Source organism: Marinobacterium aestuariivivens, assembly GCF_042661465.1.
In the GTDB taxonomy this organism is placed as follows: domain Bacteria; phylum Pseudomonadota; class Gammaproteobacteria; order Pseudomonadales; family Balneatricaceae; genus Marinobacterium_A; species Marinobacterium_A aestuariivivens.
Genome location: NZ_JBHSWE010000001.1, coordinates 570,634 through 593,980, shown reverse-complemented (window position 1 = coordinate 593,980; position 23,347 = coordinate 570,634). Strand labels below are relative to the sequence as shown.

Below are 23,347 nucleotides of genomic sequence, written 5' to 3'. Positions count from 1 at the left end.
GCAGGCTGCGTCCCATTCGTCTAGTGGCCTAGGACACCGCCCTTTCACGGCGGTAACAGGGGTTCGAACCCCCTATGGGACGCCATCAGCGGGAATAGCTCAGTTGGTAGAGCACGACCTTGCCAAGGTCGGGGTCGCGAGTTCGAGTCTCGTTTCCCGCTCCAAATTTGAAGATTACGCGTAACGCATAACTCAAAAGTTGCGTCCCATTCGTCTAGTGGCCTAGGACACCGCCCTTTCACGGCGGTAACAGGGGTTCGAACCCCCTATGGGACGCCATCCAACGGTTCGGATTGGTCTACAATTCGGATATCAGCGGGAATAGCTCAGTTGGTAGAGCGCAACCTTGCCAAGGTTGAGGTCGCGAGTTCGAGCCTCGTTTCCCGCTCCAACACTCCTTATCTTTTGACTTCAAAGTCAGTGCCAACCTGACAGGCGACCCAATTTTTATTTGTCGAGCCCGCGACGGGGGGCGGCCGGTTCCAGCCTCGTTTCCCGCTCGAACACTCCTTGTCTTATTGCTTCAAAGCCAGTGCCGACCTGACAGGCGACCCGCTTTTTATTTGTCGAGCCCGCGACCGGGGCGCCGGCCGGTTCCAGCCTCGTTTCCCGCGCCGATTTCTAAAGAAAGCCGCAAGCATTCAGCTCCAAGCGCCAAGCGACAAGCGACAAGCATCACATCGGCTGGGTAGAGCGGAGCGAAACCCAGCATCCATCCATTGAAACGCCCTCCATTGTTGTGCATTTTCCGCTGTGCCTGTTGCATTGCGCGATGCCTGGATCGATTGTTGCCGTTCTCGTGACACGAGGTCCCGGCCATTGTTGGGTTTCGCGCCTGCGGCGCTCTACCCAACCTACAATTCCAGCGATGCTTTCTTTCACGCCTCACGCCTCACGCCTCACGCCTCATGCCTCATGCCTCACGGCTAAAAATCTTTTCAAAAAAAGGGCTTTACAGCTCCCGGCAAGCTGCATAGAATACGCGCCTCCTCAGTTGGGGAGCTACAGCGTCCCATTCGTCTAGTGGCCTAGGACACCGCCCTTTCACGGCGGTAACAGGGGTTCGAACCCCCTATGGGACGCCATCAGCGGGAATAGCTCAGTTGGTAGAGCACGACCTTGCCAAGGTCGGGGTCGCGAGTTCGAGTCTCGTTTCCCGCTCCAAAATTTGGTGTTGGAAAAGCGCAAGAAGAGAGCACCGGCCGCGAGAGCTGGGCGCCCCCTTTCGAATATCGTTTTCCGCTCCAAAACGTAAAGCTGTTAGTTTTCTGCTACAAGCTTCAAATCGTTGCGTCCCATTCGTCTAGTGGCCTAGGACACCGCCCTTTCACGGCGGTAACAGGGGTTCGAACCCCCTATGGGACGCCACCTTTCATATGCCCAATCCTGCTTGCCAGCTCTAGCGATAATTTGTACTCTGCCTCCGGTCAATCAATGGTTGGGAGTTCGCAAGGGACTGTGACCAAGCTTCTGCAGTACTGCGCACTTCTGCTGGCGATAGTCCTGTCGTCTTTACAGCCGGCCAGTGCCGGAACCGTCATAGCCAATGCCGGCGTAGCGCCGGGTTCGCTCAGCCGCGATCACCTGTTCGCGCTGTTTTCCATGCGCGTCAGTCGGTGGCCGGGTGGCGAGCCCGTTACGTTGATCGTTTATCCCGACCAGCACCCGGCCCATGCCCGCTTCGTTAAACGGACCCTGCAGATCTACCCTTACCAGCTGCGCAGTATCTGGGACCGCTATATCTTTTCCGGAACCGCCCAGGCGCCGGTCGTGGTGGAGAGTGCGGCACAGATGCTCGAGCGGGTGCGGCGCACCGAGGGTGCGATCGGCTATCTCGAGGAGTCGGTCAGACAGCCAGAAGGGGTAGATGTCATTGCGATTCAATAGACGTTACTGCCAGGCGCTTGTCCTGCCGCTCGCAAGCGCCGCCCTGCAGGCGTCCGGATCGTCGGACGAGCTGCGTATCAGCGGTTTTCTGACGCAGGGCTATTTCCATTCCGACCACAACAACATTTACGGCCCGAGCGAAGACGGCAGTTTTGACTTTCGCGAGGTCGGAGTCAATGCGTCCTGGCGTGTACAGTCCTCGCTGAGGCTGGCCGGACAGCTGATGTCCCGTCGCGCCGGCGAGGTCGATGACGGCTCGCTGCAGACGGATTATCTGCTGCTGGACTGGCGGATTCAGGATCTGGCGCTGCGCCAGACCGGCTTGCGGCTCGGCCGACTGAAGGTGCCGCTGGGTTTATACAACGATACCCGTGACGTTGCCTTCACCCGGCCCTCGATCCTGCTGCCGCAAGAGATCTACTACGACATGGCGCGGGACCTGGCGCTTTCGGTCGATGGCGCCGGCGTCTACTATCAGTCGATGGCCACCGGCTACCAGTTCGATTTCGACCTTGTCGCGGGCCTGCCGAAACGGGATCGAGGCGTCGAATACAGCTATCTGCACGATGACCATCCCGGCCGCTTCGACAGCGGTTCGGCGCTGATCGGCCGGCTGCTCATGAGCGATCCGGCACAGCGCTGGAAGGCGGGTCTGTCGCTGCTGTCTTTCGAGCTGGACTACGAGGATGATCTGCCCCCCGTTACGCCGCTCGCGCCCGATGAAGGTACGCTGCGGGTGGATATCGCCGTGCTCTCGGCACAGTACAGTCGCGAGCGCTGGACCTTCGCGTCGGAATACATGTGGCAGCATATCGACAGGGGCGAGCTCGGCGGCCTGTTTTCGCTGCAGCCGGAAACGGACCTCGAGGCCTGGTATCTGCAGGCGCAGTATCGCTTCGCCACCGGCTGGGATCTGATTGCGCGATACGGCGAAGGTTATATCGACCGTGACGATCGCAGTGGCCGGGGTTATCAACAGCTTCTGGGCGGTATCGGGGTGGATGTTCCGGCGTACACCCGCTATGCAAAGGACTTGACGCTGGGCGTCGGCTGGCAGCCGTCCGCGAACTGGCTGTTGCGGGCCGAATGGCACCTTGTGCGCGGCACGCTCTGGCTGCCGCGTCAAGACAACCCCGAGCCGTCCGGACTCGAGAAAAACTGGAATCTCCATGCCCTCCAGGCAACCTACCGGTTTTAGGCGGCACGAGATGATTCTGCACCGGACCATCAACGCCACCGGGAGGCCGTCGTGACCCTGCCTCGTCCCTTCGTCAGTCTGAAGTGGAAGGTGACACTGGTCCTGCTGCTGACGCTCAGTCTGGTACATGGACTGGCCGTCGGCATCTTCTACTATCAGCGCCTGCACGAATATTCCGAGGATCGACAGCAGCTGCGTCAGAATCAGTTCAGGATGCTCGACGGCATGGTTGCCGAGGGCTACGGCCGCCTGCTGGATATCGCCCAGACGGTTGCGCCGACCGGCGTGCCGGCCCAGAGAACCCCGGAAGGGCTGCTGCGTGCGGTCGGTGACCGTGCGGGCGCGCTGGTCAGGCAATCGATCCTCGACCTGGTTCAGCTATACCGCTCGGACGGCAGCCTGGTACGCAGCTGGGGTGAGGCAATGGAGGTCCGGACCGACTGGGTGCGCCAGGTCAGGGTGCGGGAGCAGCCGGTACAGGATATTCACTGCAACCGCGGCTGCATGCAGTATGTCGCCATTCCGGTCATGCTGGCGGATGGTGACAGCGCCGTGCTGCTGGTCGGTCGCCTGATGTACGATCTGGTGGTCAATTTTCACCGCCAGTCGGGCGCCGACCTCGGACTGGTCACGGAGTCCGGTGTGGCGGATGGATGGCAGATCTTGTCGCTAACGAACCGCAGTTACAATGAGCCATTGCTGGAGGGGCTCAGCCTCATGCCTGGGCGGCCCCAGGACAAGGTTCTCGATCTGGAGCGGGGCCGGCGCCATCTCGAACTGATGCTGGCGCCGGTCGTGGCCGGAGCACCCGATGGCGCCTACTGGGTGCTGATCATCGATATCGGTCCGGAGCTGGCTGCGCTGCAGCAGCGCTTCTTTTCGAGCCTGGCTCTGGCCAGTCTGGGGACCCTGCTGGCGCTGTTGCTGCAGGTGCTGCTGCTGCGCCGGCCCCTGAACTATATACGCAGTCTGTCGCAGCGACTCCCCTTGCTGGCCAGCAGTCCCGAGCTGCGCCAGCGCAAGTTGCGCCAGCTCCCCGAACCACTGCATCGCTGGCACTTTCCCGATGAACTCGAGGTGCTTTCAGGCAGTGCCGCGGAACTCTCGAGCCGGCTCGAGCAGCTCGAGGACTCGGTGGCCGACCGGACGCTGAGACTGGAGCAGCGCAGTGCAGCGCTGCTGCGTGAGCGCGACTTCGTCAATCGTCTGTTCGATACCGCCGACGCGGTGATCCTGACGCAGGATGCGGACGGGCGGATTCTGACGCTGAATCGATATGGTATTCGCCTGCTCGGTCTCGATCCTGCCCGGCAGCCTGGCTGCCTGTTCGTCGAAACCGTGCTGGATGAGCACGACGAGACCGGCAAAGCGCGGATGCAGCGTCTTTATCTGGGGCTGGACAGCCGGCTGGCGATGGATAGCCGTTACCACACCACGGCCGGGCGCGACATTCAGCTGTCCTGGCAGCATTCCTGCCTCGACGACAGCCTGCCGGGCGAGGCCAGTATCCTGTCGATCGCGATCGACATGACCGAGCGGCGCGATGCCGAAAGCCGTCTATACTGGCTGGCCAACCATGATGCCCTGACCCGGCTGCCCAACAGGCTGCTGTTCTTCGACGATCTGTCGCAGCGCATGGCCGATGTCGGTACGCGCCGTGGTCAGCTGGCGGTACTGTGCTGTGACGTCGATGACTTCAAGGATGTCAACGATACCCTGGGCCATCGCATTGGTGACAAACTGCTGCAGGCGGTTGCCCGCCGTATCTTCGAGCTTGCCGGTGAGGACTGCTGTGTTTCCCGGCTCGGTGCCGACGAGTTCGTGCTGATGCTGGAGAGCGATGACGCCCATGATGCAGCGGCGCAGATGGCCGAGCGACTGATTCGCGTATTCATCGAACCCTTCCATATCGAAGGTTACGAACTTTACAGCAGCATCAGCATTGGCATCAGTCTTTTCCCGGAGCAGGGTGCCGAGGCGTCCGATCTTGTCAGACATGCGGATCTGGCGATGATCGAAGCCAAGGGGCAGGGGCAGGGGCGTTATCGCTTCTACCATGAAGCCCAGGGCAGCTCGCGGGTCGAGCGTTTCACCCTGGCGAACGATCTGCGCCGGGCCCTCGAGCAGGGCGAGTTCAGCCTGCATTATCAGCCCAAGATCGATGCCCATACCGGTCAGGTCTGCGGCCTGGAGTCGCTGATCCGCTGGCAGCACGCTGAATACGGAATGGTATCACCGGGGCGTTTCATTCCGCTGGCCGAGGAGATGGGACTGATCGTGCCGATCGGGCGCTGGGTGCTGCAGGAGGCCTGCCGGCAGATGGCCGAGTGGCAGGCCGCCGGCATGGCGCCGATACGTGTCGGTGTCAATCTGGCGGGGCCCCAGATCGCCCATGAAAGCCTGCTCGAGCATGTCGACCAGGCGCTGGACGCAGCCGGCCTGTCGCCGCAACTGCTGGATCTGGAAATCACCGAATCCTTCGCGATCCGCCAGCCCGAGCTGACCATAGGCAAGCTGAATCAGCTGCGCGAACGTGGCATTACGCTGTCGATGGACGATTTCGGTACCGGCTACTCGTCACTGAGCTACCTCAAGCGCTTTCCCATCGACACCCTCAAGATCGATCAGAGCTTCGTGCGCGATATCGGTCGCGACAGCGACGACGAGGCCATTGTCCGGGCCATCATCGTGCTGTGCCAGAGCCTCGGCATCAAGGTGCTGGCCGAGGGCGTGGAAACGGACGAGCAGTTGCAGTTCCTGTTGCGCAACGGCTGTTCGACCATTCAGGGCTATTACTTCAGCAAACCGCTGCCACCCGATGAACTCTTCGACTACGTTATGGAGCATCAATAGCCGGCGCCATCATTCGGGGATCAGCGAGGGCATCACAAATCGGTGCGGTTCGCTTCGCGTCACCGGCACCCTACAATCTATCCGGCTGCCGTAGGGTGCTGGTAAGCGCACCGCACCGAACTCAATGCAGTCCCAGGATGTGCGCCCGCGCCTCCTCGTAGTGGAACGGCTCGCCGGCCGACTCGGCCTCGTAGCGCTGCTCGTCCAGGCGCTGGAAAATCTCGATTTCGTCGTCCGGCATGAAGTGAAGGCACTCGCCGCCGAAGTACCAGAACAGGTCCCGTGGCAGCAGCGGTACCAGTTCGGGGTAGTGGCGTACCAGCCGGGACAGAATTTGCTGGCCGGATTCGATATAATCCCCGCTCTGCTGCTCGACGGCCTGGACCAGATCGGTCAATTGTCGCTGGAACTGGGCATCGTTTTCCGACAACTCCTCGTGACAGAACGGTTCCTGTCGCAGCAGGTTGTTATAGGCCACCTTGAGCAGATTGAGATGGAAGGGGTGATAGTCGCTGATCATCTTGTGCGGTCCTTGTGGGCATTGGTGGCCATTCTAAGCCATGGACGGCTTTTGTGCAGACAATGCAGGAGCAATTGTCTGTCTAAGCCATGGACGGCGGAAGGCCGCCCCGCTTTTGTGCAGACAATGCAGGAGCAATTGTCTGCCTGGCAAAACCCTGAGCCGCGTCCGAGGGACGATTGAATTTTCCTGATTCACCCCCCATCTAGGATAAGATACCTACCGGCCGGTACGGGCTGAACAGACAGGATGGACAGATGACCGCTGCGCTTTCGATACGCAACCTTCGCAAAACCTACGACAACGGCTTCGAGGCCCTGAAGGGGATTTCGCTCGAGGTGAAGCAAGGCGACTTCTTCGCGCTGCTCGGGCCCAACGGTGCCGGCAAGTCGACCACCCTCGGCATCGTGTCGTCGCTGGTCAACAAGTCCGCCGGCGAGGTCGAGGTGTTCGGCCACAACCTCGACAGCGACAAGGCCAGGGCCAAGATGTGTCTTGGCGTCGTGCCCCAGGAGTTCAACTTCAACCAGTTCGAGAAGGTGGCCGACATCGTCACCACCCAGGCCGGTTACTACGGCATCCCGCCGGGGCTGGCGCGTCAGCGCACCGAGTTCTATCTGAAAAAGCTCGGCCTCTGGGACAAGCGCGATCAGGTCTCGCGCATGCTCTCGGGCGGCATGAAACGCCGCCTGATGATCGCCCGGGCGCTGGTGCACGAACCCCGGGTGCTGATTCTCGACGAGCCGACCGCAGGCGTCGATATAGAGCTGCGCCGCTCGATGTGGAGTTTTCTGCGCGAGATCAACGCCGCCGGCACCACCATCATCCTCACCACGCACTATCTGGAAGAGGCCGAGAGCCTGTGCCGCAACATCGCCATCATCGATCACGGCCGCATCATCCAGAACACCAGCGTGCGCGCGCTGCTGCAGCAGCTCAATACCGAGACCTTCATTCTCGACATCGACCCGCCGCAGCCGGGCGTGCCCGAGCTCAACGGCTACAGGGCCCAGCTCGATGACGACCACACGCTGGTGGTCGAGGTGGAGAAGTCCAGGACTCAGCCGGCTGTTCAGGGAACTGGCCGACCGGCGCATCGAAGTGCGCTCGATGCGCAACAAGGCCAACCGTCTCGAAGAGCTGTTCGTCAGCCTGGTCGACAAGAACCTCAAGACCGAACCGGCGGAAAAGACCGGCCAAACCGCCTGAGCCCCGATTTGAATATCGCAGACCGCACCCTTAACGAAAGTCCGGTGGCCGAGCGCCATCCGAATCAGGAGATCGCATGAACCCGAGGGAACTCTTTGTCGCTTTCTGGACCATTGTCGTCAAGGAGGTACGCCGCTTCATGCGGATCTGGCCGCAGACGCTGCTGCCGCCGGCGATCACCATGACGCTCTACTTCATTATTTTCGGCAACCTGATCGGCAGCCGCATCGGCGAGATGGGCGGCTTCGACTACATGGAGTACATCGTGCCGGGCCTGATCATGATGTCGGTGATCACCAACTCCTACGGCAACGTGGTGTCGTCCTTCTACGGCACCAAGTTCCAGCGCCATGTCGAGGAACTGCTGGTATCGCCGATTCCGAACTGGATCATTCTCAGCGGCTATGTCGTCGGTGGCGTTGCCCGGGGCCTCGGGGTGGGGCTGATCGTGACGCTGCTGTCGCTGTTCTTCACCGATCTGCAGGTGCATCACCTGTTCGTCACGGTCTTTACCGTGCTGCTGACGTCGATCCTGTTCTCGCTCGGCGGCTTCATCAATGCCGTTTTCGCCAACTCCTTCGACGATATCTCGATCGTGCCGACCTTTATCCTGACGCCGCTGACCTATCTGGGCGGTGTCTTTTATTCGATCGAGCTGCTGCCGGAGTTCTGGCAGGGCGTTTCGATGCTCAATCCGATTCTCTATATGGTCAACACCTTCCGATACGGTATCCTCGGGGTCAGTGATATCAGCATCGTTTTCGCATTCGCCATGCTGCTGGTGTTTATCGCCGTGCTGTTCAGTTATTCACTCTACCTGTTGCAAAAGGGCAAGGGGATTCGCGCTTGAGTCATGAAGATCCGATTCTGCACCAGTCACCGCTGGGGCAGGACACCCAATACGTCAATACCTACGATCCGGGCCAGCTCTATCCGATCGAGCGCCGGCTGAACTGGGCCAAACGCGGCATCGAGCGGGACAGCCTGCCGTTCACCGGCGAGGATATCTGGAACGCCTACGAGGTCTCCTGGCTCAATGCCCGTGGCAAGCCGGTGGTGCGGCTGGCGGAGTTCCGCATTCCGGCCAGTTCCAGCCATATCATCGAATCGAAGTCGTTCAAGCTCTACCTGAACTCCTTCAACCTCAGCCGTTTCGACAGCGAGGCGAAGGTGGCCGAACTGATGGCGCGGGATCTCTCGGCTGCCGCCGGTGGCGAGGTGAGGGTGCGGCTGATCGATCCCGACAGCGCGCTGCCGATCGAACGCTTCGACGGCCGCTGTCTCGACGATCTCGATGTCGAGATCAGTCACTACCTGCCGGAGCCGGCGCTGCTGAGTGCCCGGGGCGAGACGGTCGAGGAGAGGCTCTACAGTCATCTGCTCAAGTCCAACTGCCCGGTGACCGGGCAGCCGGACTGGGCCAGCATCCAGATCGTCTATCGCGGGCCGAAGATCGACGATGAGGGACTGCTGCGCTACCTGATCTCCTACCGCGAGCACGGCGACTTCCACGAGCAGTGCGTCGAGAACATCTTCATGGATATCTGGCAGCGCTGCGGGCCGAGGCGCTGACGGTCTATGCCCGCTACCTGCGACGCGGCGGCCTGGATATCAATCCCTGGCGCAGCAGTCTGACGGAACAGGCGCCCAATCTGCGCCTCAATCGCCAGTAAACATTACCGGGTCCGCCCCGTTCCGGGCGGGATCCGCCAAGGAGTACCGCATTCATGGATGCACTCAATGCATTGATCAACCGCGTCTCGATTCCGCTGCTGGAAGCGCCGGGACCAAGCGAAGACGAGCTCGAACTGATGTTCCGTGCGGCGCTGCGCGCGCCGGACCACGGCGGCATTCGCCCCTGGCGCTTCCTGGTGGTCGAGGGCGAGGGGCTGGACCGGCTCGGCGAACTGTTCATGCGTTCGGCCCTGGCGGCCGATCCGGACCTGCCCGAGGAAAAGCAGCAGAAGCTGCTGAAGGCGCCGCGGCGGGCGCCGACGCTGGTGGTGGTGATCGCCTCGACCCGCGAGCATCCGAAGGTACCGAAGATCGAGCAGTTGATCTCCGCCGGCTGCGCCGCCCATGGCATCGTCATTGCCGCCCATGCCCAGGGCCTGGGCGCCATGTGGCGCACCGGCGATCCGGCCTACGACCGTGGCGTGAAACAGGGGCTGGGGCTGGCCGAAGGCGAGGAGATCGTCGGCTATGTCTATCTCGGCACGCCGAGCCGCGGCCGCGCCGCACCGGAGCTGAAGGTCGAGGATTTCGTCAGCCGCTGGGACGGTGACTGAGATGAGCCGGCCCGATATCGCCGAATTCCGCCGCTGGCTGCTGGGACAGATTCCGCTGCTCGGTCATATGGGGCTCGGCGAATTCGATTTCGACGGCCGGCAACTCGAGATTCCCGCCCGCCTTGCGCCCAACGTCAACGACAAGGGCACGGGGTTCGGCGGTTCCCAGGCCACGCTGGCGACCATCTGCGGCTGGTCGCTGATCACCCTGCTGCTGCACGAGCGGGGGCTGGACTGCGATCTGGTGATCGCCGACAGTCAGCTCGAGTACCGGGCGCCGGTCGACGGCGATTTCAGTGCCCGCTGCGAGCTTCCGGACACCGAGACCGTCGCGGCTTTCCTGAAAAAGGTCCGTGAGCGCGGCCGCGCGGCCCTGGCGCTCGGCATCGACATCCGCCAGGGCGACAGGGTCGCGATGCGGATGCAGGGGCGCTATGTGGCGATCATTCGGTCACCGTAGGGTGGAATGAGCGCCGAAGGCGCGAATTCCACCGGGTGGCGTTCCACCGGGTGGCGTTCCACCGGGTGGCGTTCCACCGGGTGGCGCTCCACCGATACTATCCGGCATTGACGGTGCCCGACATCTGCGGAATGCGATTCACCGGTGGAATTCGCAGGCTCATTCCACCCTACAGTTTCTTGTAGGAGCCGGCGAAGAGCCCATTCAGGCCTGTTCGGCTTCGAGTGTCTCGATGCGCTGCTGGAAGCGGCGATATTCCGGCGAATCGTCGCGGGCGTAGTTTAGATTCTTCACCAGGCCTGTCAGTTCGGTGAAGTAGCGCCGGGCGGCGTCCTTGTCGTCGAAACGGTATTCCCGGGCGATCAGGCGCCAGACCTGCCGGAACTGCCGCTGCTGGCGCTCCAGCGGTACCGAGACGTCGACCGGATCGAAGGCATCCTGTTGCAGGTACACACTGTCCACGAACAGCGCCTGCTGATAGAGCACGAAGTCCTCCAGCGTCACGCCCTCTTCGCCGGTCACCTGCATCATCTGCAGCACCTCGTCGCCGCGCTGCAGCAGCCGCAGTGTCTGTTGCACCCGCTCGTTCCAGTCGCTGCCCAGGCGGGCGTCGAACCAGGGATGCAGCTGCTCCAGGTAGCGAGACCAGGAGATCAGCGGGTCGACCGATGGATAGAAGCGTTTGTAGGCCCGCTCGGCACTGAGGCCCAGGAAGGTCTTGACGGTGCCCAGCGTCGACTGGGTCACGGGCTCTTCGAAGTTGCCGCCGGCCGGGGACACGGTGCCGATCAGGGTCAGACTGCCGGTGCTGTCGTCGTTGGTGCGCAGCAGTCCCGCGCGTTCGTACACGCCGCGGATCGCCGAATCGAGGTAGGCCGGGTAGGCCTCTTCGCCGGGGATCTCCTCCATCCGTCCCGACGTCTCGCGCATCGCCTGGGCCCAGCGGGTAGTGGAGTCGGCGATGATCAGCACGTCGAGCCCCATCTGGCGGTAGTACTCGCCGACGGTGATGCCGGTGTAGATCGAGGCTTCGCGGGCGGCCACCGGCATCGACGAGGTATTGCAGATGATGATGGTGCGGTCCATCAGCGAGCCGCTGCCGCGCGGATCCGGCAGCTGCGGAAACTCGGTCAGGGTCTCGACCACTTCGCCGGCCCGCTCGCCGCAGGCGACGATAACGACAATATCCACCGCCGAGTAGCGCGAGATCAGGTTCTGCAGCACCGTCTTGCCGGCACCGAACGGGCCGGGTATGCAGGCGGTGCCGCCGCGTGCGACGGGGAAGAAGGTGTCGATCAGCCGCAGGCTCGTGATCAGCGGCTCGCAGGGGTAGAGCCGTTCGCTGGAGCCCTGGCGCAGCAAAGGGTCCGGCAGCGGCCGGCGCACCGGCCAGCGCTGGGCCAGGCTCAGGCTCTGTTCGTGGCCGTTGGCGTCACGGATGCGGGCGATCGGCGTCTCGACACTGTGGTTGCCGGCCTGTATCCAGCTCAGCTCCACCTCGCCCTGCAGCCCGAAGGGCACCATGATCTTGTGACAGATGGCGCCCTCCTGGACCGTGCCCAGCACGTCACCGGCGCGCAGCCGGGTACCGGTCGTCACCTTCGGGTCGAAGGACCACCTGCGGCCGGGGTTGAGGGTCTGGGCTTCCACGCCGCGGGGCAGGAAAACGCCATGATCGGTGGCCAGGGATTCCAGCGGATTGAGCAGACCGTCGTAGATGTTGCCGAGCAGTCCCGGGCCGAGGCTGGCCGAGAGCAGCCGGCCTGTCTGCTCGACGGGGTCGCCGACGGCGACGCCCCGGGTGCTTTCGAATACCGGATGTCGGCGCTGCGGCCGCGCACGCGCAGCACTTCCGCCTTGAGTTTTTCCTGTCCGTCGGCATCGCCGCCGGGGCACACCAGCACCACTTCGTTTTTCATCAGCCGGGCGCCCTCGAGGGCCTCTATCCGGATGATGTCCTCCTGGACGGCCGCGACACGGGCGGTGGTGCGATCGGGCATATTCATGGTCAGGCATCTCTCCGGATGGCTGAAGGCGGGGTGGGCACCGGGTTCGGGAAAATGTCGGCGAAGCGGCCCAGGCCGCTGTCGACCAGGCTGTCGAAGCGCCGGGCGGCGATCTCTGCGCTGTAGCCGACCCAGCGGTCGATCAGGTTCCAGCGCAGCACATAGACGACCACGGCAACAAAATCGAACCAGTGATCCTGGCCGGCGCGATCGAGCTGCTGCCAGACCTGCTGCAGCAGCAGACGCTCCAGGCCGACGGGATCGTCGTCGGCGAGCAGCTGTTCCGCCTGGCGCAGCCAGGAAGAGGCCCAGCAGGCGGAATCCCGGTTCCTGCCAGTGGCGGGCGATGACCCCGGTCCAGCGGCCATAGCCCCAGCTGATCCGGGCGGCGGCCGGTGCCGCGGCGGCCGGTGCCGGTTCGCCGCGCTGACGCCGGCGTAGCGCGGCGACCAGGGTCCGCATCTCCAGCCGTTGCCCGACGATCGCCTCGAGCTGCGGGTCGCCGAGGGTCGGAATCAGCGCCCGGGCCTGGTTCAGAATCTCGGTATCGTTGGTGTCGAGCGGCAGCCGGTCCCAGTGCAGCAGCGCCTCGATGCGATCCAGCCGTTCGCGGTCATCCGCCGTCAGCAGTGCGAGTCGCTGCTCCAGCCGCAGTCGCGACAGCGGTGTCTGCCGGGCCGCGAACAGCGGGCCCGGGTACGGCAGACTGGTGATCAGCAGCGCATAGCGGGTCGACATCTATTTGACGACCCCCTCCAGCAGGACCCGGAACCGCGGCTGCAGCTGCGCCTCAACAGCTCGGCGACGCTGGCGGCGGTCAGGTCGATGGTGATGCCGCGCTCGCTCAGCCGGATGCGCAGCCCCGGGGTATCGTCGTCGTCCTGGCTGAAGCTGACGCCGTCGCGCAGACTCTCGCCGATCAGCTCCCGCACCAGTGCGGTCAGTTCGCCCCGGGCGACGCTTTCCGGGTCGCGGCGCATCTCCTCGAAGCCGAAGGCCCGGCGGGGCAGCAGGATCTCGATGCGTTCGGCCGGCTCGCAATAGTCACGGGTACGGCCGGCGACCGCCAGGATCAGCTCGCGCAGCAGGCCGTCGCTGCGCATCTGGGCCGCGACCTGACGATCGAGCTCGCGATTGAACTGCTGACTCAGGGTGGCCTTGAGACCGAGCACGGCATCGCGGGCGGCGACTTTCAGGGCCTGGTCTGCGGCCTCGCGGTAACGCCCGGCCTCGTCACGGGCCTTGCGTCGGACCAGCTCGGCCTCTTCCTCGGCCTGCTGCAGCAGCCAGCGGGCCCGGGCTTCGGCCTCTTCGACGATCCTGCGGGCGCTGGCCCGTCCCTCGGCGACGCCCTCATCCCGAAGCCGTTCTATCAGTCGCTCGACACCATTGGCGGCCAGCGGTGCCTGGCGTTTCCGGTCATCCGTCACGGCAGCAGGCCTCCCCCGGTATTCCGGCGCTGATCACCAGCGCGAAGACGAAGGCGAACACCGCGAAGCCTTCGACAATCGCCGCCGGGGCCAGCGACAGGCCGAAGATTTCCGGTTTCGCCTTGGCGGCATGGATCGCCGAGGCGCAGCAGTGACCCTGGCGGATGGCGCTGACCATCAGGGCCGCGCCGGTCAGGCTGCCGATGCCGAACAGCCCGGCCGCCGATTCGACGGTGACGTCGCGGTTCAGCGTGAACATCACCACGATGCCGTAGATCACCTGGGACGAGGGCATCGCCGAGACGCCGACATAGCGGCCATAACCGCTTTCGGTATCGAGCATGGCGCCGATTGCCGCCTGACCGGCAATGGCGCAGCCGATGATGGAACCGGCCGCCCCGAGGGCCAGGGCGCAAAAAGCCCGATCCAGCCGAACAATAGGATCAGTTCATTCACCTGTCTGTTTCTCCTTTTCCGTTTCTGCGGCGGTCCTTCGGAAGGCTCGGAAGGGGTAGCCTTCGCCGGTCTGTCCCCAGTTGTAGAACTCGATGAAATTCAGTCGCAGGCCGTGCACCACGCCGCTCATCACCGCCAGGGCCAGGTTCAGGCCGTGGCCGAGCAGCAGAATCACCAGGCTCAGCAGAAAGCCGATGCCCGGTACCGACTGGCTGACCTGGTCGGCCAGTTGATTGAGGGTCAGCGCCAGCGAGGCGCTGGCCAGCCCCAGGGCGAACAGTCGCAGATAGCTCAGGACATCGCCGAACAGCCGGCTGATGCCGCTCAGGGCGACCAGCCCGCGCAGCAGCTGCAACGGGCCCCTGCCGCGCGCCCCGGCAGCGCTGCCGGTCAGCACCATCAGCAGGCCGGCGCCCAGCAGCCAGGGGCCGGCCGGGTGCCACCAGGCGGAGGCTGCGGCGAAATGGCCGAAGCCCAGCGCCAGACCGCCCAGCACCGTGGCGATCCAGCCCAGCCGGGCCAGGGCCTCGGGGCGCCGGCGGCAATGCCGGCCAGGGCGCCATTGGCCAGGGCGATATGAGCGGCGCCGATCAGGATCGACAGCCGCATCATGCTGTCGAAGTCGTGCAGGTCCAGCTGTTTGAGGCCGGCGAGCCAGGAGCCGGGTGCGGGCGCGGCCCCGAAATAGCTGCCGGCCAGCAGCCCCCAGATCAGGGTGGCGCCGACCAGCATCGCGCTCAGCACGCGCAGGCGCCGGCGCAACGTGCTCCGTCCGAGCCGGTTCCAGCCCAGCAGCAACAGCGCACCCAGCACCAGTCCATAGCCGGCATCGGACAGAATCATCGCGAAGAAGAGCACGAAAGAGCCGAACAGGATCACCGACGGGTCCCAGCTGCCGTAGGCCGGGGTCTGGTAGAAGCGCACCAGTTCTTCGCCGCCGGCCAGCATGTCCGGGTTCTGCAGCAGGGTCGGCGGCTTGTCGTCCGGCCGCGCCGTTTCGATCAGCCAGGCGAGGTGGTGGCCTTCGGCGAAACGCTGCAGGCGCGCCAGCTGCGATGCCGGAATCCAGCCCTGAACCGCGAACACCGCGCCGGCGTCCAGTGTCAGGCCGGCGGCATGGGCGAGGGCGGCGCTGTCCTCGCTGCGGGCGAGATTGCGGCTCAGCAGCAGGATCCAGCGGGTCAGTGCCTGACGCTCGGCGGCGAGCGTTTCACAGTCGATCTCGATACGGTGCAACCGTCTGCGCAGTGCCCCCAGTGACAGCGGGCCGGTATGGACCCGGGGCACCGGCAGGGCATCGGCCGGGGGCTCGTCGCGCGAGATCAGGACCAGGTAGGCCTCGCGGTGGTCCCGATGCACCAGTTGCCAGGCGAGGTCCCGGCGCGGCAGCTGCCGGAGCTGGTGCAGCGGCAGTCGGTAGAACCAGAGCCGGTAGCCGGCCAGATCCGCCTCGTCCGGCAGCCTGAAATCGCCCCAGGGCTCGAGCTGGCGGATTCGCTGGAGAAGAAAGTCGCGCCGGTCGTTGAGATCCCGCTCCCGCTGCCGCAGCGCCTGGACGCGGGAGACCAGGGACTGGACGTCGAATCCGTTCGTTTCGTCATCGTCGTCGAACAGGCCGGCACTGACCTGGCGTCGCTTCACCGGTGCCGCCATCAGCCAGACGAGGGCCTGGCGTACCGCTTTGGCATGCTCCGGCGGCGCGCTTTCCGGCTCCCGCGGTGGCGGGCGCAGCGAATGGAGATGCAGACAGCCGAGCGCCTGCAGGCCTTCGAGCAGGGCGCTTTTCTCGCTTGCCGGACCGCAGAGCGTGACCTTTTTCAGCTCGACCACGCTCATTGCAGCGCCCCCGTCCGGTCAGCGGATGCGCGGCTTTTCTTGGCCAGCTTGGCGCGGATCACGGCGGCGCGCTCGGCATCGGCGAGGTGCACCTGCAGACGGCGGATGTTGTTGCGCGCGCGCGGGATCAGCACCTTGTCGAACAGGTTGACCCGCTGGGTGATCAGCTGAACCGCCCGTTCCAGCAGCTCGACACGCCGTGCCTCGACCTGCAGCCGGATCTGCAGCTCGAGGCGCTCGGCGAGGCGTTCGGCGAGGCGGTCGACCCAGTGGGGCCGGGCCAAAAGACTGTAGGCGCGGGTTTTGACCCTGACCTGTCGCAGGGTGGGCAGCAGGGTTCCGAGGCGGTTTTCACGGCCCAGGTCGACCGCATCGACGCGCACCAGCCCGTCCAGTTCGAGCTGCCCGCTGGCCAGCATCGGCAGCGTTTCGGCGGTTTCGCGTTGCAGCGTCTGCAGCGCCTGGCCTGTCCTGGCGAGTTGCGCGCGCGCCTGTTCGCGTTCGGCAATCAGCTGGCGCCGCTTCAGGTCCAACGACGGCAGAAAACGCTCGAAATTGCGCAGCTGCTCCCGCTCCCGGCTCAGGGCGCTCTTGTTCAGGGCCAGCCTGGCCATCTAGGGCTCCGCTCCGGTGTCAACCGGGTCGGCTGCGCGATCCGGTTGCGGGAAATACTTGTCGATCAGCGACTGCTTCATCAACAGCTCCGCCGGCTCGAAGCATTCGGCCAGGGTCTGCCAGCACTGATCCAGTGCCCGCTCCAGCTCCAGCGAGATGCGCACGTCCATGAAGCGTTCGCGAAACAGCTGGCCGAACTGCAGCAGGCGCCTGTCGTAGGCGGACAGTTCGAACGCCATGGCCTGTTTCTGCTCGGCGTCCCGGGCCGCGGAGTAGAGGCGGATCATGGTGTTCATGACCTGGCCGTGATCCTCGCGCGTCACCTTGCCGATCACATGCTGCTTCAGTCGCGACAGCGAGCCGAAGGGGTCGATCAGACCGTCATGGAGGTAGAACTGGCCTTCGGTGATGTAGCCGGTGTTGTCCGGGACCGGGTGGGTGACGTCGTCCCCGGGCATGGTGGTGACCGAGAGGATGGTGACGGAGCCGCCGCCCTGGAAGTTGCAGGCTTTCTCATAGCGGCGTGCAAGCTGCGAATAGAGATCCCCCGGGTAACCGCGGTTGGAGGGCACCTGATCCATGGCGATGCCGACCTCCTTGAGCGCGTCGGCGAAGGCGGTCATGTCGGTGAGCAGCACCAGCACCCTTTGCCCTCCTCGACCGCGAAGCGTTCGGCCACGGCCAGCGCGAGGTCGGGCACCAGGATACGCTCGACCACCGAATCCGACGCCAGGTTGACGAACATGACGGTGCGGGCCAGTACGCCGGCGTCCTCGAAGGCGCTACGAAAGGCATGAAAATCGTCGAAAATCAGCCCCATGCCGCCAAACACCACGATATCGGCATCGGCCTGGATACCGATCCGTGCCAGTAGCGGGTTGAAGGGTTCGCCGGCGATCGAGAAGATCGGTATCTTCTGGCTCTCGACCAGACAGTTGAAGACGTCGATCATCGGCACATCGGTGCGGATCATGCGCGAAGCCAGCTGACGTCGCACCGGGTTGACCGTAGCGCTGCCGATCGGCACCTGCGGCTCCTGATCCAGCGCGGGGCCGGCATCCCGCGGTGTGCCATCACCGCGGAACAGCCGTCCGAGGATATTGGCCGAGTAGGGTACCTGCAGCGGGTGGCCGAGAAAGCGGATGCTGGCGCCGGTCGAGACACCGCGGGTGCCGGCGAACAGCTGCAGCGCGACGATATCTCCCCGGATCGATATCACCTGGGCCAGGAGCTTTCGCCGCCCTGGCTTTCGACCCGTGCCAGGTCGCCGAAGCGCACCGCCTGATGGCCGGCGGTGCCGGCCACCCGTACCTTGACAATATCGCCGACGATCTCGACGACCTCGGTGTAGCGCAGCAGTGTTGTATCCATAATGGGTTACGGGCTACCGCTGCAACACATAGCTGCCCGGTGCATCGAGCAGCGGGACGTAGCCCTGGCCGGTGCGCCCATCGCCGGCGGGCTGACGGGCGCGCCGGACTCCACCTTGAGCCACCGCAGCCATTCGGGCCACCAGAGCCCTCCTGAACCGGCGTGATGCTCTGCCAGGTTTCAGGGTCGACGTAACGGTCGCCGGCCCTGTTGGTCGAGACCTGGTAACGGCGGTGATCGTGGCCCGGCGGACTGACGATGCCGGCATTGTGACCGCCGTTGGTCAGCAGAAAGGTGACGTCGATCGCCGGATGGGTGGTGATCTTGTATGCCGACCGCCAGGGCGCGACATGGTCGCTGGTGGTGCCGACGGCGAATATCGGCGTGCGCAGGTCGGCGAGGTTGATCGGGTGGTCGTCGACGATATAGCGTCCGCCGGACAGGTCGTTGTTGAGGAAGAGTCCGCGCAGGTATTCGGAGTGCATGCGATACGGCATCCGCGTCAGGTCCGCGTTCCAGGCCATCAGGTCGTTCAGCGGCTTGCGCTCGCCGAGGAAGTAGTCGTGCACCATGCGGGACCAGATCAGGTCGTTGGAGCGCAGCAGCTGGAAGGCGCCGGCCATCTGGTAACCGTCGAGATAGCCCTGGTCCCACATCATGCTTTCGAGGAAGGACACCTCGCTTTCGCCGATAAAGAGCATCAGCTCGCCGGCCTCGGAAAAATCGAGCTGGGTGGCGAGGGTGCTCAGGGTGGCCAGACGCGGGTCGCGGTCACGCGCCATGGCGGCGGCGGCGATGCTCAGCAGGGTGCCGCCCAGGCAGTAGCCCATGCCATGAATGCGCTGCTCCGGCACGATGGCCGAGACCGCATCGATTGCCGCCATCACGCCGAGGCGGCGATATTCGTCCATGCCCAGCTCGCGGTCGTCGGAAGTCGGGTTGCGCCAGGAGATCATGAAGACCGTGTGCCCCTGATCGACCAGGTACTTCACCAGCGAATTCTCCGGCGACAGATCGAGGATGTAGTACTTCATGATCCAGGCCGGCACGATCAGGATCGGTTCGGGATGGACTTCGGTGGTCGTCGGCTGGTACTGGATCAGCTCGATCAGGTGGTTTCTGAACACCACCTTGCCCGGCGTCACGGCGACATTCTCGCCGACCGCGAAGGCCTCGGCGCCGACCGGTCTGTGGCCTGCGGCGGCGCGCTGCCAGTCTTCGCTCAGGTTCTGAATGCCCCTGACCAGGTTCATGCCGCCCTGGCTCAGGGTGGCCTGCATGATCTCGGGGTTGCTCCAGGGGAAGTTCGACGGTGAATAGTGATCGAGCATCTGGCGCAGGACGAACGACAGCACCCGCTGGCGCTGCGGCGACAGTCCGTCGATTTCGGTGGTGGCGTTGTGCCACCACTGCTGATGCAGCAGGAAGGCCTGGTAGATCAGGTTGTGCGGCCACTGCTGCCAGGCCGGGCCGGTAAAACGCCGGTCCTGGGGCAGGGGTTCGATACAGCAGGCGCAGTCCGGATCGGTGGCCTGCTGCAGCATGTAGTTCATCAGCCGGGTCGCCTTGCGCCCCGCCTTTTCCATCAGCGCCAGCTGTTTACCCGGCGAGGTCGCCAGGTGGGCCATCCAGTCGACCCAGAGTGCCGTCAGTCCGGCCGGGCTGAGCCCGAAACTGAAGCGTGCCAGGTTGGCCCTGAAGGCGTGGTCCAGCGCCCGGGTACCGAAGGAGCGGTATGACAGCGGTCCCTCGTCGTCGAGCCGGGTAAAGGGACCCGGCAACGGGGACGGGCGCTTGCAGTGCCCCCGTCCGGGTGTCTGTCGCGTTGTGACTTCAGCCTGCAGTTCGGTTTCCATGACGCCTCCCGGGTCTGGGTCGATCTTCGAGTCCGGGCTACAGTCTAGCCGCTTTGTTGCGGTGCAACAGTGACGGGCATCAAAAGACCCGGTCAATTCGCCCCCGGGATCAGGGCAATCGCACTACCTGACGACTGTGAGTGCCAGTCCGGGCCGGCGGTACCGTTTCCGTGCGACACGCTTTACGTCGTCCCTGACCGCTCGGCTGCCGCCCTCCCTGGCGGCAGACGGTCGCCGGCGGAGAGTGTTGCACAAAGGGCGATACCGAGGATGTCCGACAGCCCATGCAGCTTGTTTTGCCTGGTCCGGCGCGGATCGGGGAGGGATTCGAAGAAAGGCTTGGGGTTCGGCAGCATGGCAACGGTTGCTGCAAATGCCGGAATTAAGCCGTTTTCGCACCGGCACCGGGCTCGCCGAGGCTGATGTGGTCGGGTCTGGCTGACCGTCTGCCGCCAGGACGGCGGCAGCCGAGCCCTCAGGGACGAGTTCACGGCGTGTCAGACAGGCCCGACCACATCGACCCTGACGATCTTGTCATCGCCTCGTGATAGTGGGATTGCCCTGCCCCCGGGACCGGGCTCTAGACAGGTTGGACCCCGGTCCCCGGGCGAATCTTTCGATGCAAAGGTCATTCGCCCACAGAATGGGCTCTTACAAGAGAGACTGTGGTCAGGGTGTCGTCGGTTCGGATTCGACTCGGCGGATATCGCGTATCACCACCGCGGTCTCCGGCACATTGCGGTGCGGTCCCAGTATTCGGGTCGGGGTCGCGGATATGGCGTTCACCACATCCATGCCCCGGGTGACACGGCCGAACACGGTATAGCCGAACTGGCTGCCCTGGGCATCGAGCCGCGGATTGTCGACACTGTTGATGAAGAACTGGGCGGTGGCGCTGTGCGGATCCCGGGTCCGCGCCATCGAGAGGGTGCCGCGCAGGTTGCTGGCGCCGTTGATCGACTCGTTTTCGACCGGCGCCTGAGTCTCCTTGCGTTCGAGCGCTTCGGTAAAACCGCCGCCCTGAATCATGAACCCGGGAATCACCCGGTGGAAGATGGTGCCCCGGTAAAAGCCGCTGTCCACGTAATCGAGGAAGTTGGCAACCGTTTTCGGCGCCTGGTCGTCGAACAGCTCGAGCTCGAGGGTACCGGCGCTGGTTTCCATCTCCACCAGGGTGCCGGCCTGCAGCGGCAGCGTCGTGGCGAGGGTCAGGGCGACGCCCAGGGTCGCGCGTTTCAGAAAAGGCTTGATCATCTTGGTGTCCTTGGGTCTCTCGAAGTGGCGATCTCCCGCCCTCCGGGAGTTCGCTAAGTGATTGAACGATAGATGTATTACAGGCATTTATCCAGCCTCCTGCAAGACGCGCCAGGCGGAAGGCCAGGTGCTCCGGCAGTCGCCGGGCCGTCACCGCAACGAGATCCATCGGCGCCGTCGCTGCGTACAGGATCTTCAGAGGTGAAACGATGAACGGGCTGAAATTTCTTCCGCTGTGCAGCCTTGCGCTCCTGTCTCCGGGAACGGCGGCAATGCCGGAACTGCCGGAAAAAATGATTTTCGAGGTGCGCCTGGAAGGCCGCCCGGTCGGTTCCCATTGCCTGCGGTTCACCGAGTCCGGAGAGCGGCTCAGGGTCGAGGTGTCGATGGATCTGCAGGTGCCGCTGCCGCTCTGGTTCGACTACCGCTATCGCTACCGCGCCACGGAGTGGTGGCGGTCCGGCCGCCTCGATTCGCTGTACGTGACCATCGAGGATGGTTCCCGGCAGGAACAGATCCGGGCTCGCCGTGACAGGGATGCGCTGGAGGTCGAGGCGCAGGGCGGGCATTGGCGCCTGCAGGGGGATCTGGTGACCAGCAATCACTGGAACCCGTCGGTGCTGGGCCGGTCCCGGTTGCTCAACACCCTGACCGGCAGAGCCAGTGATCTGGATATCGAGCACGAGGGTTCCGAAGCGCTGCAGTTCGGCGCCCGGACCCTGGAGGTCGAGCGCTACCGGCTGGGCGGCGATCTGGAGGACACCCGGGTCTGGTACGACAGCGAAGGTCACTGGCGCGGGCTCGAGTTCAGTGCCCGCGGCGGCTCCCGCATACGCCTCCACCCCCTCAGTCCGGAGGCCGTCATCGATGCCTCCGCCGAACCCTGGAACAGGAATCCGCTATGCCAAGACCCAGATGGTCGACAGTCTGGATAACGGGCGCTTCGCGCGGCATCGGCGAAGCCCTGGCGCTGGAGCTGGCCCGGCGTGGCTGCACCGTGGCCATCAGTGCCCGCAGCGTCGAGGATCTCGAACGCCTGGCACAGACGGTGCGTAGCGGCCCGTTGCCGGGGCGCCTGCAGCCCTATCCGCTGGACGTGACCGACAGCGATGCCTGCGAAGCGGCATTCAGACGTATCGAGGCCGAGCTCGGCCCTATCGATCTGTGCATTCTCAATGCCGGCAGCCATCAGCCGGTCGAACTCGACGACTTTTCGCCCCTGCCGTTCGAGTCGCTGCTGCGGCTCAATGTCCTGGGTGTCGTGAATGGCGTTGCGGCGGTGCTGCCGGTCTGGCGCAGGCGCCGCTGTGGCCAACTGGCTATCGTCGCCTCGGTGGCCGGCTACCGTGGCCTGCCGACCGCGACCGCCTACGGCGCCAGCAAGGCGGCGCTGATCAATTTCGCCGAAGCCCTGAGGCTGGATCTCGAGGGCAGCGGCATCGTGCTCAATCTGATCAATCCCGGCTTCGTGCGCACGCCGCTGACCGATCGCAACCCCTTTCCGATGCCATTTCTGCTGGAGCCGGACGATGCCGCGCGCCGCATTCTCCGGGGCCTCGAGCGGGGAGGCTTCGAAATCGCCTTTCCCCGGCGCTTCGTCATCTGGCTCAAGCTGCTGCGTCTGTTACCCTATCGGCTCTACTTCCCGCTGGTACGACGGATCACGCGCCCATGACGCCACAGCAGCAAAACTGCGCCCGCTATGTCGAGCTGTTCGAAAACCTGACGCCGCAGCGGCTCGACGAGCTGGCGCCGCTGCTCACCGAGACCGTGCACTTTCGCGATCCGTTCAACGATGTCCGGGGTATCGCGGCCATGAGGGCGGTGATGGCGGACATGTTCGAACGCACCGAGTCGCCCCGTTTCCGGGTGCTGCACTGGTGCGTGGACGAGCGCCAGGGCTATATCCGCTGGCGCTTCAGCGCCCGGGTGCCGCTGCTCGGCGACTGGGACGTCGAGGGTCTGTCACGGCTGCTGTTCGCCCCGGACGGGCGCATCACCGAACATCTCGACTACTGGGATTCCGGGCCTCTGTACGAACGCGTGCCGCTGTTCGGGCGTTTGATCCGGCTCATCCGCCGGCGGCTCGCTGCCGGCGGATGAGCGCC

General features: G+C 64.4%; 19 protein-coding genes, 7 tRNA genes and 5 pseudogenes. 18 read left to right on the top strand and 13 right to left on the bottom strand.

Annotated features, from left to right (window positions below):
- Nucleotides 1–9: 9 nt before the first annotated feature.
- From ACFQDL_RS03070 to ACFQDL_RS03025, 10 genes are all read left to right on the top strand, one after another.
- Nucleotides 10–85, top strand: a tRNA-Glu gene (locus ACFQDL_RS03070).
- A gap of 3 nt (nt 86–88) precedes the next feature.
- Nucleotides 89–164 (top strand) — tRNA-Gly (locus tag ACFQDL_RS03065).
- Nucleotides 165–203: 39 nt separating this feature from the next.
- Nucleotides 204–279, top strand: a tRNA-Glu gene (locus tag ACFQDL_RS03060).
- A gap of 36 nt (nt 280–315) precedes the next feature.
- Nucleotides 316–391, top strand: a tRNA-Gly gene (locus ACFQDL_RS03055).
- A 618-nt stretch (nt 392–1,009) separates the two neighbouring features.
- A tRNA-Glu gene (locus ACFQDL_RS03050) sits at nt 1,010–1,085 on the top strand.
- A 3-nt stretch (nt 1,086–1,088) separates the two neighbouring features.
- A tRNA-Gly gene (locus ACFQDL_RS03045) sits at nt 1,089–1,164 on the top strand.
- A 128-nt stretch (nt 1,165–1,292) separates the two neighbouring features.
- A tRNA-Glu gene (locus tag ACFQDL_RS03040) sits at nt 1,293–1,368 on the top strand.
- Between the two features lie 90 nt (nt 1,369–1,458).
- The gene (locus ACFQDL_RS03035) at nt 1,459–1,887 is read left to right on the top strand and encodes a hypothetical protein (protein WP_379907773.1); all 429 of its coding nucleotides are present in this window, start codon (nt 1,459–1,461) and stop codon (nt 1,885–1,887) included.
- Nucleotides 1,868–3,085, top strand: coding sequence for a porin family protein (locus ACFQDL_RS03030; protein ID WP_379907772.1), 1,218 nt, complete (start codon nt 1,868–1,870; stop codon nt 3,083–3,085). The genes ACFQDL_RS03035 and ACFQDL_RS03030 overlap by 20 nt, the downstream gene beginning before the upstream one ends.
- 51 nt (nt 3,086–3,136) lie before the next feature.
- On the top strand, nt 3,137–5,938 hold the full coding sequence (locus ACFQDL_RS03025) for a bifunctional diguanylate cyclase/phosphodiesterase (RefSeq protein ID WP_379907771.1): 2,802 nt from the start codon (nt 3,137–3,139) through the stop codon (nt 5,936–5,938).
- Nucleotides 5,939–6,059: 121 nt separating this feature from the next.
- Here ACFQDL_RS03025 and ACFQDL_RS03020 read toward each other — a convergent pair whose 3' ends face one another.
- Entirely contained in the window at nt 6,060–6,458 is a 399-nt protein-coding gene (locus tag ACFQDL_RS03020; RefSeq protein ID WP_379907770.1) for a PA2817 family protein, read from the bottom strand.
- A gap of 257 nt (nt 6,459–6,715) precedes the next feature.
- On the opposite strand from ACFQDL_RS03020, the pseudogene ACFQDL_RS03015 reads away from it, so the two are divergent.
- From ACFQDL_RS03015 to ACFQDL_RS02995, 5 genes and pseudogenes are all read left to right on the top strand, one after another.
- Nucleotides 6,716–7,667: pseudogene (locus ACFQDL_RS03015) on the top strand (ABC transporter ATP-binding protein).
- 76 nt (nt 7,668–7,743) lie between these two features.
- Entirely contained in the window at nt 7,744–8,517 is a 774-nt protein-coding gene (locus ACFQDL_RS03010) for an ABC transporter permease (protein WP_379907769.1), read from the top strand.
- A pseudogene (queF, locus tag ACFQDL_RS03005) lies at nt 8,514–9,340 on the top strand (NADPH-dependent 7-cyano-7-deazaguanine reductase QueF). The gene ACFQDL_RS03010 and the pseudogene queF overlap by 4 nt, the downstream one beginning before the upstream one ends.
- A gap of 54 nt (nt 9,341–9,394) precedes the next feature.
- Nucleotides 9,395–9,955 carry a nitroreductase family protein gene (locus ACFQDL_RS03000; RefSeq protein ID WP_379907767.1) on the top strand — a complete coding sequence of 187 codons (561 nt, stop codon included), beginning with the start codon at nt 9,395–9,397 and terminating at the stop codon, nt 9,953–9,955.
- Between the two features lies 1 nt (nt 9,956).
- The gene (locus ACFQDL_RS02995) at nt 9,957–10,415 is read left to right on the top strand and encodes a YiiD C-terminal domain-containing protein (protein WP_379907766.1); all 459 of its coding nucleotides are present in this window, start codon (nt 9,957–9,959) and stop codon (nt 10,413–10,415) included.
- A 204-nt stretch (nt 10,416–10,619) separates the two neighbouring features.
- Here the strand turns inward: ACFQDL_RS02995 and ACFQDL_RS02990 are convergent, their stop codons facing one another.
- From ACFQDL_RS02990 to ACFQDL_RS02935, 12 genes and pseudogenes are all read right to left on the bottom strand, one after another.
- A complete protein-coding gene (locus tag ACFQDL_RS02990; RefSeq protein WP_379907765.1) occupies nt 10,620–12,311 on the bottom strand; it encodes a V-type ATP synthase subunit A in 1,692 nt (563 codons plus the stop codon).
- A gap of 112 nt (nt 12,312–12,423) precedes the next feature.
- Nucleotides 12,424–12,789: a hypothetical protein gene (locus ACFQDL_RS02985; RefSeq protein WP_379907764.1), complete on the bottom strand. Its 366-nt coding sequence runs from the start codon at nt 12,787–12,789 to the stop codon at nt 12,424–12,426.
- Nucleotides 12,790–13,134: 345 nt separating this feature from the next.
- Nucleotides 13,135–13,851: an ATPase gene (locus ACFQDL_RS02980; protein ID WP_379907763.1), complete on the bottom strand. Its 717-nt coding sequence runs from the start codon at nt 13,849–13,851 to the stop codon at nt 13,135–13,137.
- On the bottom strand, nt 13,841–14,221 hold the full coding sequence (locus ACFQDL_RS02975) for an ATP synthase subunit C (protein ID WP_379912831.1): 381 nt from the start codon (nt 14,219–14,221) through the stop codon (nt 13,841–13,843). The genes ACFQDL_RS02980 and ACFQDL_RS02975 overlap by 11 nt, the downstream gene beginning before the upstream one ends.
- A 78-nt stretch (nt 14,222–14,299) precedes the next feature.
- Nucleotides 14,300–14,803, bottom strand: coding sequence for a V-type ATPase 116kDa subunit family protein (locus ACFQDL_RS02970; RefSeq protein ID WP_379907762.1), 504 nt, complete (start codon nt 14,801–14,803; stop codon nt 14,300–14,302).
- The gene (locus tag ACFQDL_RS02965) at nt 14,707–16,143 is read right to left on the bottom strand and encodes a V-type ATP synthase subunit I (RefSeq protein WP_379907761.1); all 1,437 of its coding nucleotides are present in this window, start codon (nt 16,141–16,143) and stop codon (nt 14,707–14,709) included. Before ACFQDL_RS02965 ends, ACFQDL_RS02970 begins: the two co-directional genes overlap by 97 nt.
- Entirely contained in the window at nt 16,140–16,757 is a 618-nt protein-coding gene (locus ACFQDL_RS02960) for a V-type ATP synthase subunit D (protein WP_379907760.1), read from the bottom strand. Before ACFQDL_RS02960 ends, ACFQDL_RS02965 begins: the two co-directional genes overlap by 4 nt.
- A pseudogene (locus ACFQDL_RS02955) lies at nt 16,758–17,027 on the bottom strand (ATP synthase beta subunit C-terminal domain-containing protein); the annotation flags it as partial.
- A gap of 165 nt (nt 17,028–17,192) precedes the next feature.
- Nucleotides 17,193–17,947: pseudogene (locus ACFQDL_RS02950) on the bottom strand (V-type ATP synthase subunit B); the annotation flags it as partial.
- On the bottom strand, nt 17,832–19,985 hold the full coding sequence (locus ACFQDL_RS02945; RefSeq protein ID WP_379907759.1) for a PHA/PHB synthase family protein: 2,154 nt from the start codon (nt 19,983–19,985) through the stop codon (nt 17,832–17,834). The gene ACFQDL_RS02945 and the pseudogene ACFQDL_RS02950, both read right to left, overlap by 116 nt.
- Nucleotides 19,986–20,215: 230 nt before the next feature.
- Nucleotides 20,216–20,341: pseudogene (locus tag ACFQDL_RS02940) on the bottom strand (transposase family protein); the annotation flags it as partial.
- A gap of 313 nt (nt 20,342–20,654) precedes the next feature.
- Entirely contained in the window at nt 20,655–21,239 is a 585-nt protein-coding gene (locus ACFQDL_RS02935) for a peptidylprolyl isomerase (RefSeq protein WP_379907758.1), read from the bottom strand.
- A 209-nt stretch (nt 21,240–21,448) separates the two neighbouring features.
- On the opposite strand from ACFQDL_RS02935, the gene ACFQDL_RS02930 reads away from it, so the two are divergent.
- The 3 genes from ACFQDL_RS02930 to ACFQDL_RS02920 are packed head-to-tail and all read left to right on the top strand — an operon-like array spanning nt 21,449 to nt 23,342.
- Entirely contained in the window at nt 21,449–22,174 is a 726-nt protein-coding gene (locus tag ACFQDL_RS02930; protein WP_379907757.1) for a DUF6134 family protein, read from the top strand.
- Complete coding sequence (locus ACFQDL_RS02925) at nt 22,141–22,914, top strand: SDR family NAD(P)-dependent oxidoreductase (RefSeq protein WP_379907756.1); 774 nt, start codon at nt 22,141–22,143, stop codon at nt 22,912–22,914. The genes ACFQDL_RS02930 and ACFQDL_RS02925 overlap by 34 nt, the downstream gene beginning before the upstream one ends.
- Complete coding sequence (locus ACFQDL_RS02920; RefSeq protein WP_379907755.1) at nt 22,911–23,342, top strand: nuclear transport factor 2 family protein; 432 nt, start codon at nt 22,911–22,913, stop codon at nt 23,340–23,342. The genes ACFQDL_RS02925 and ACFQDL_RS02920 overlap by 4 nt, the downstream gene beginning before the upstream one ends.
- Nucleotides 23,343–23,347 lie beyond the last annotated feature (5 nt).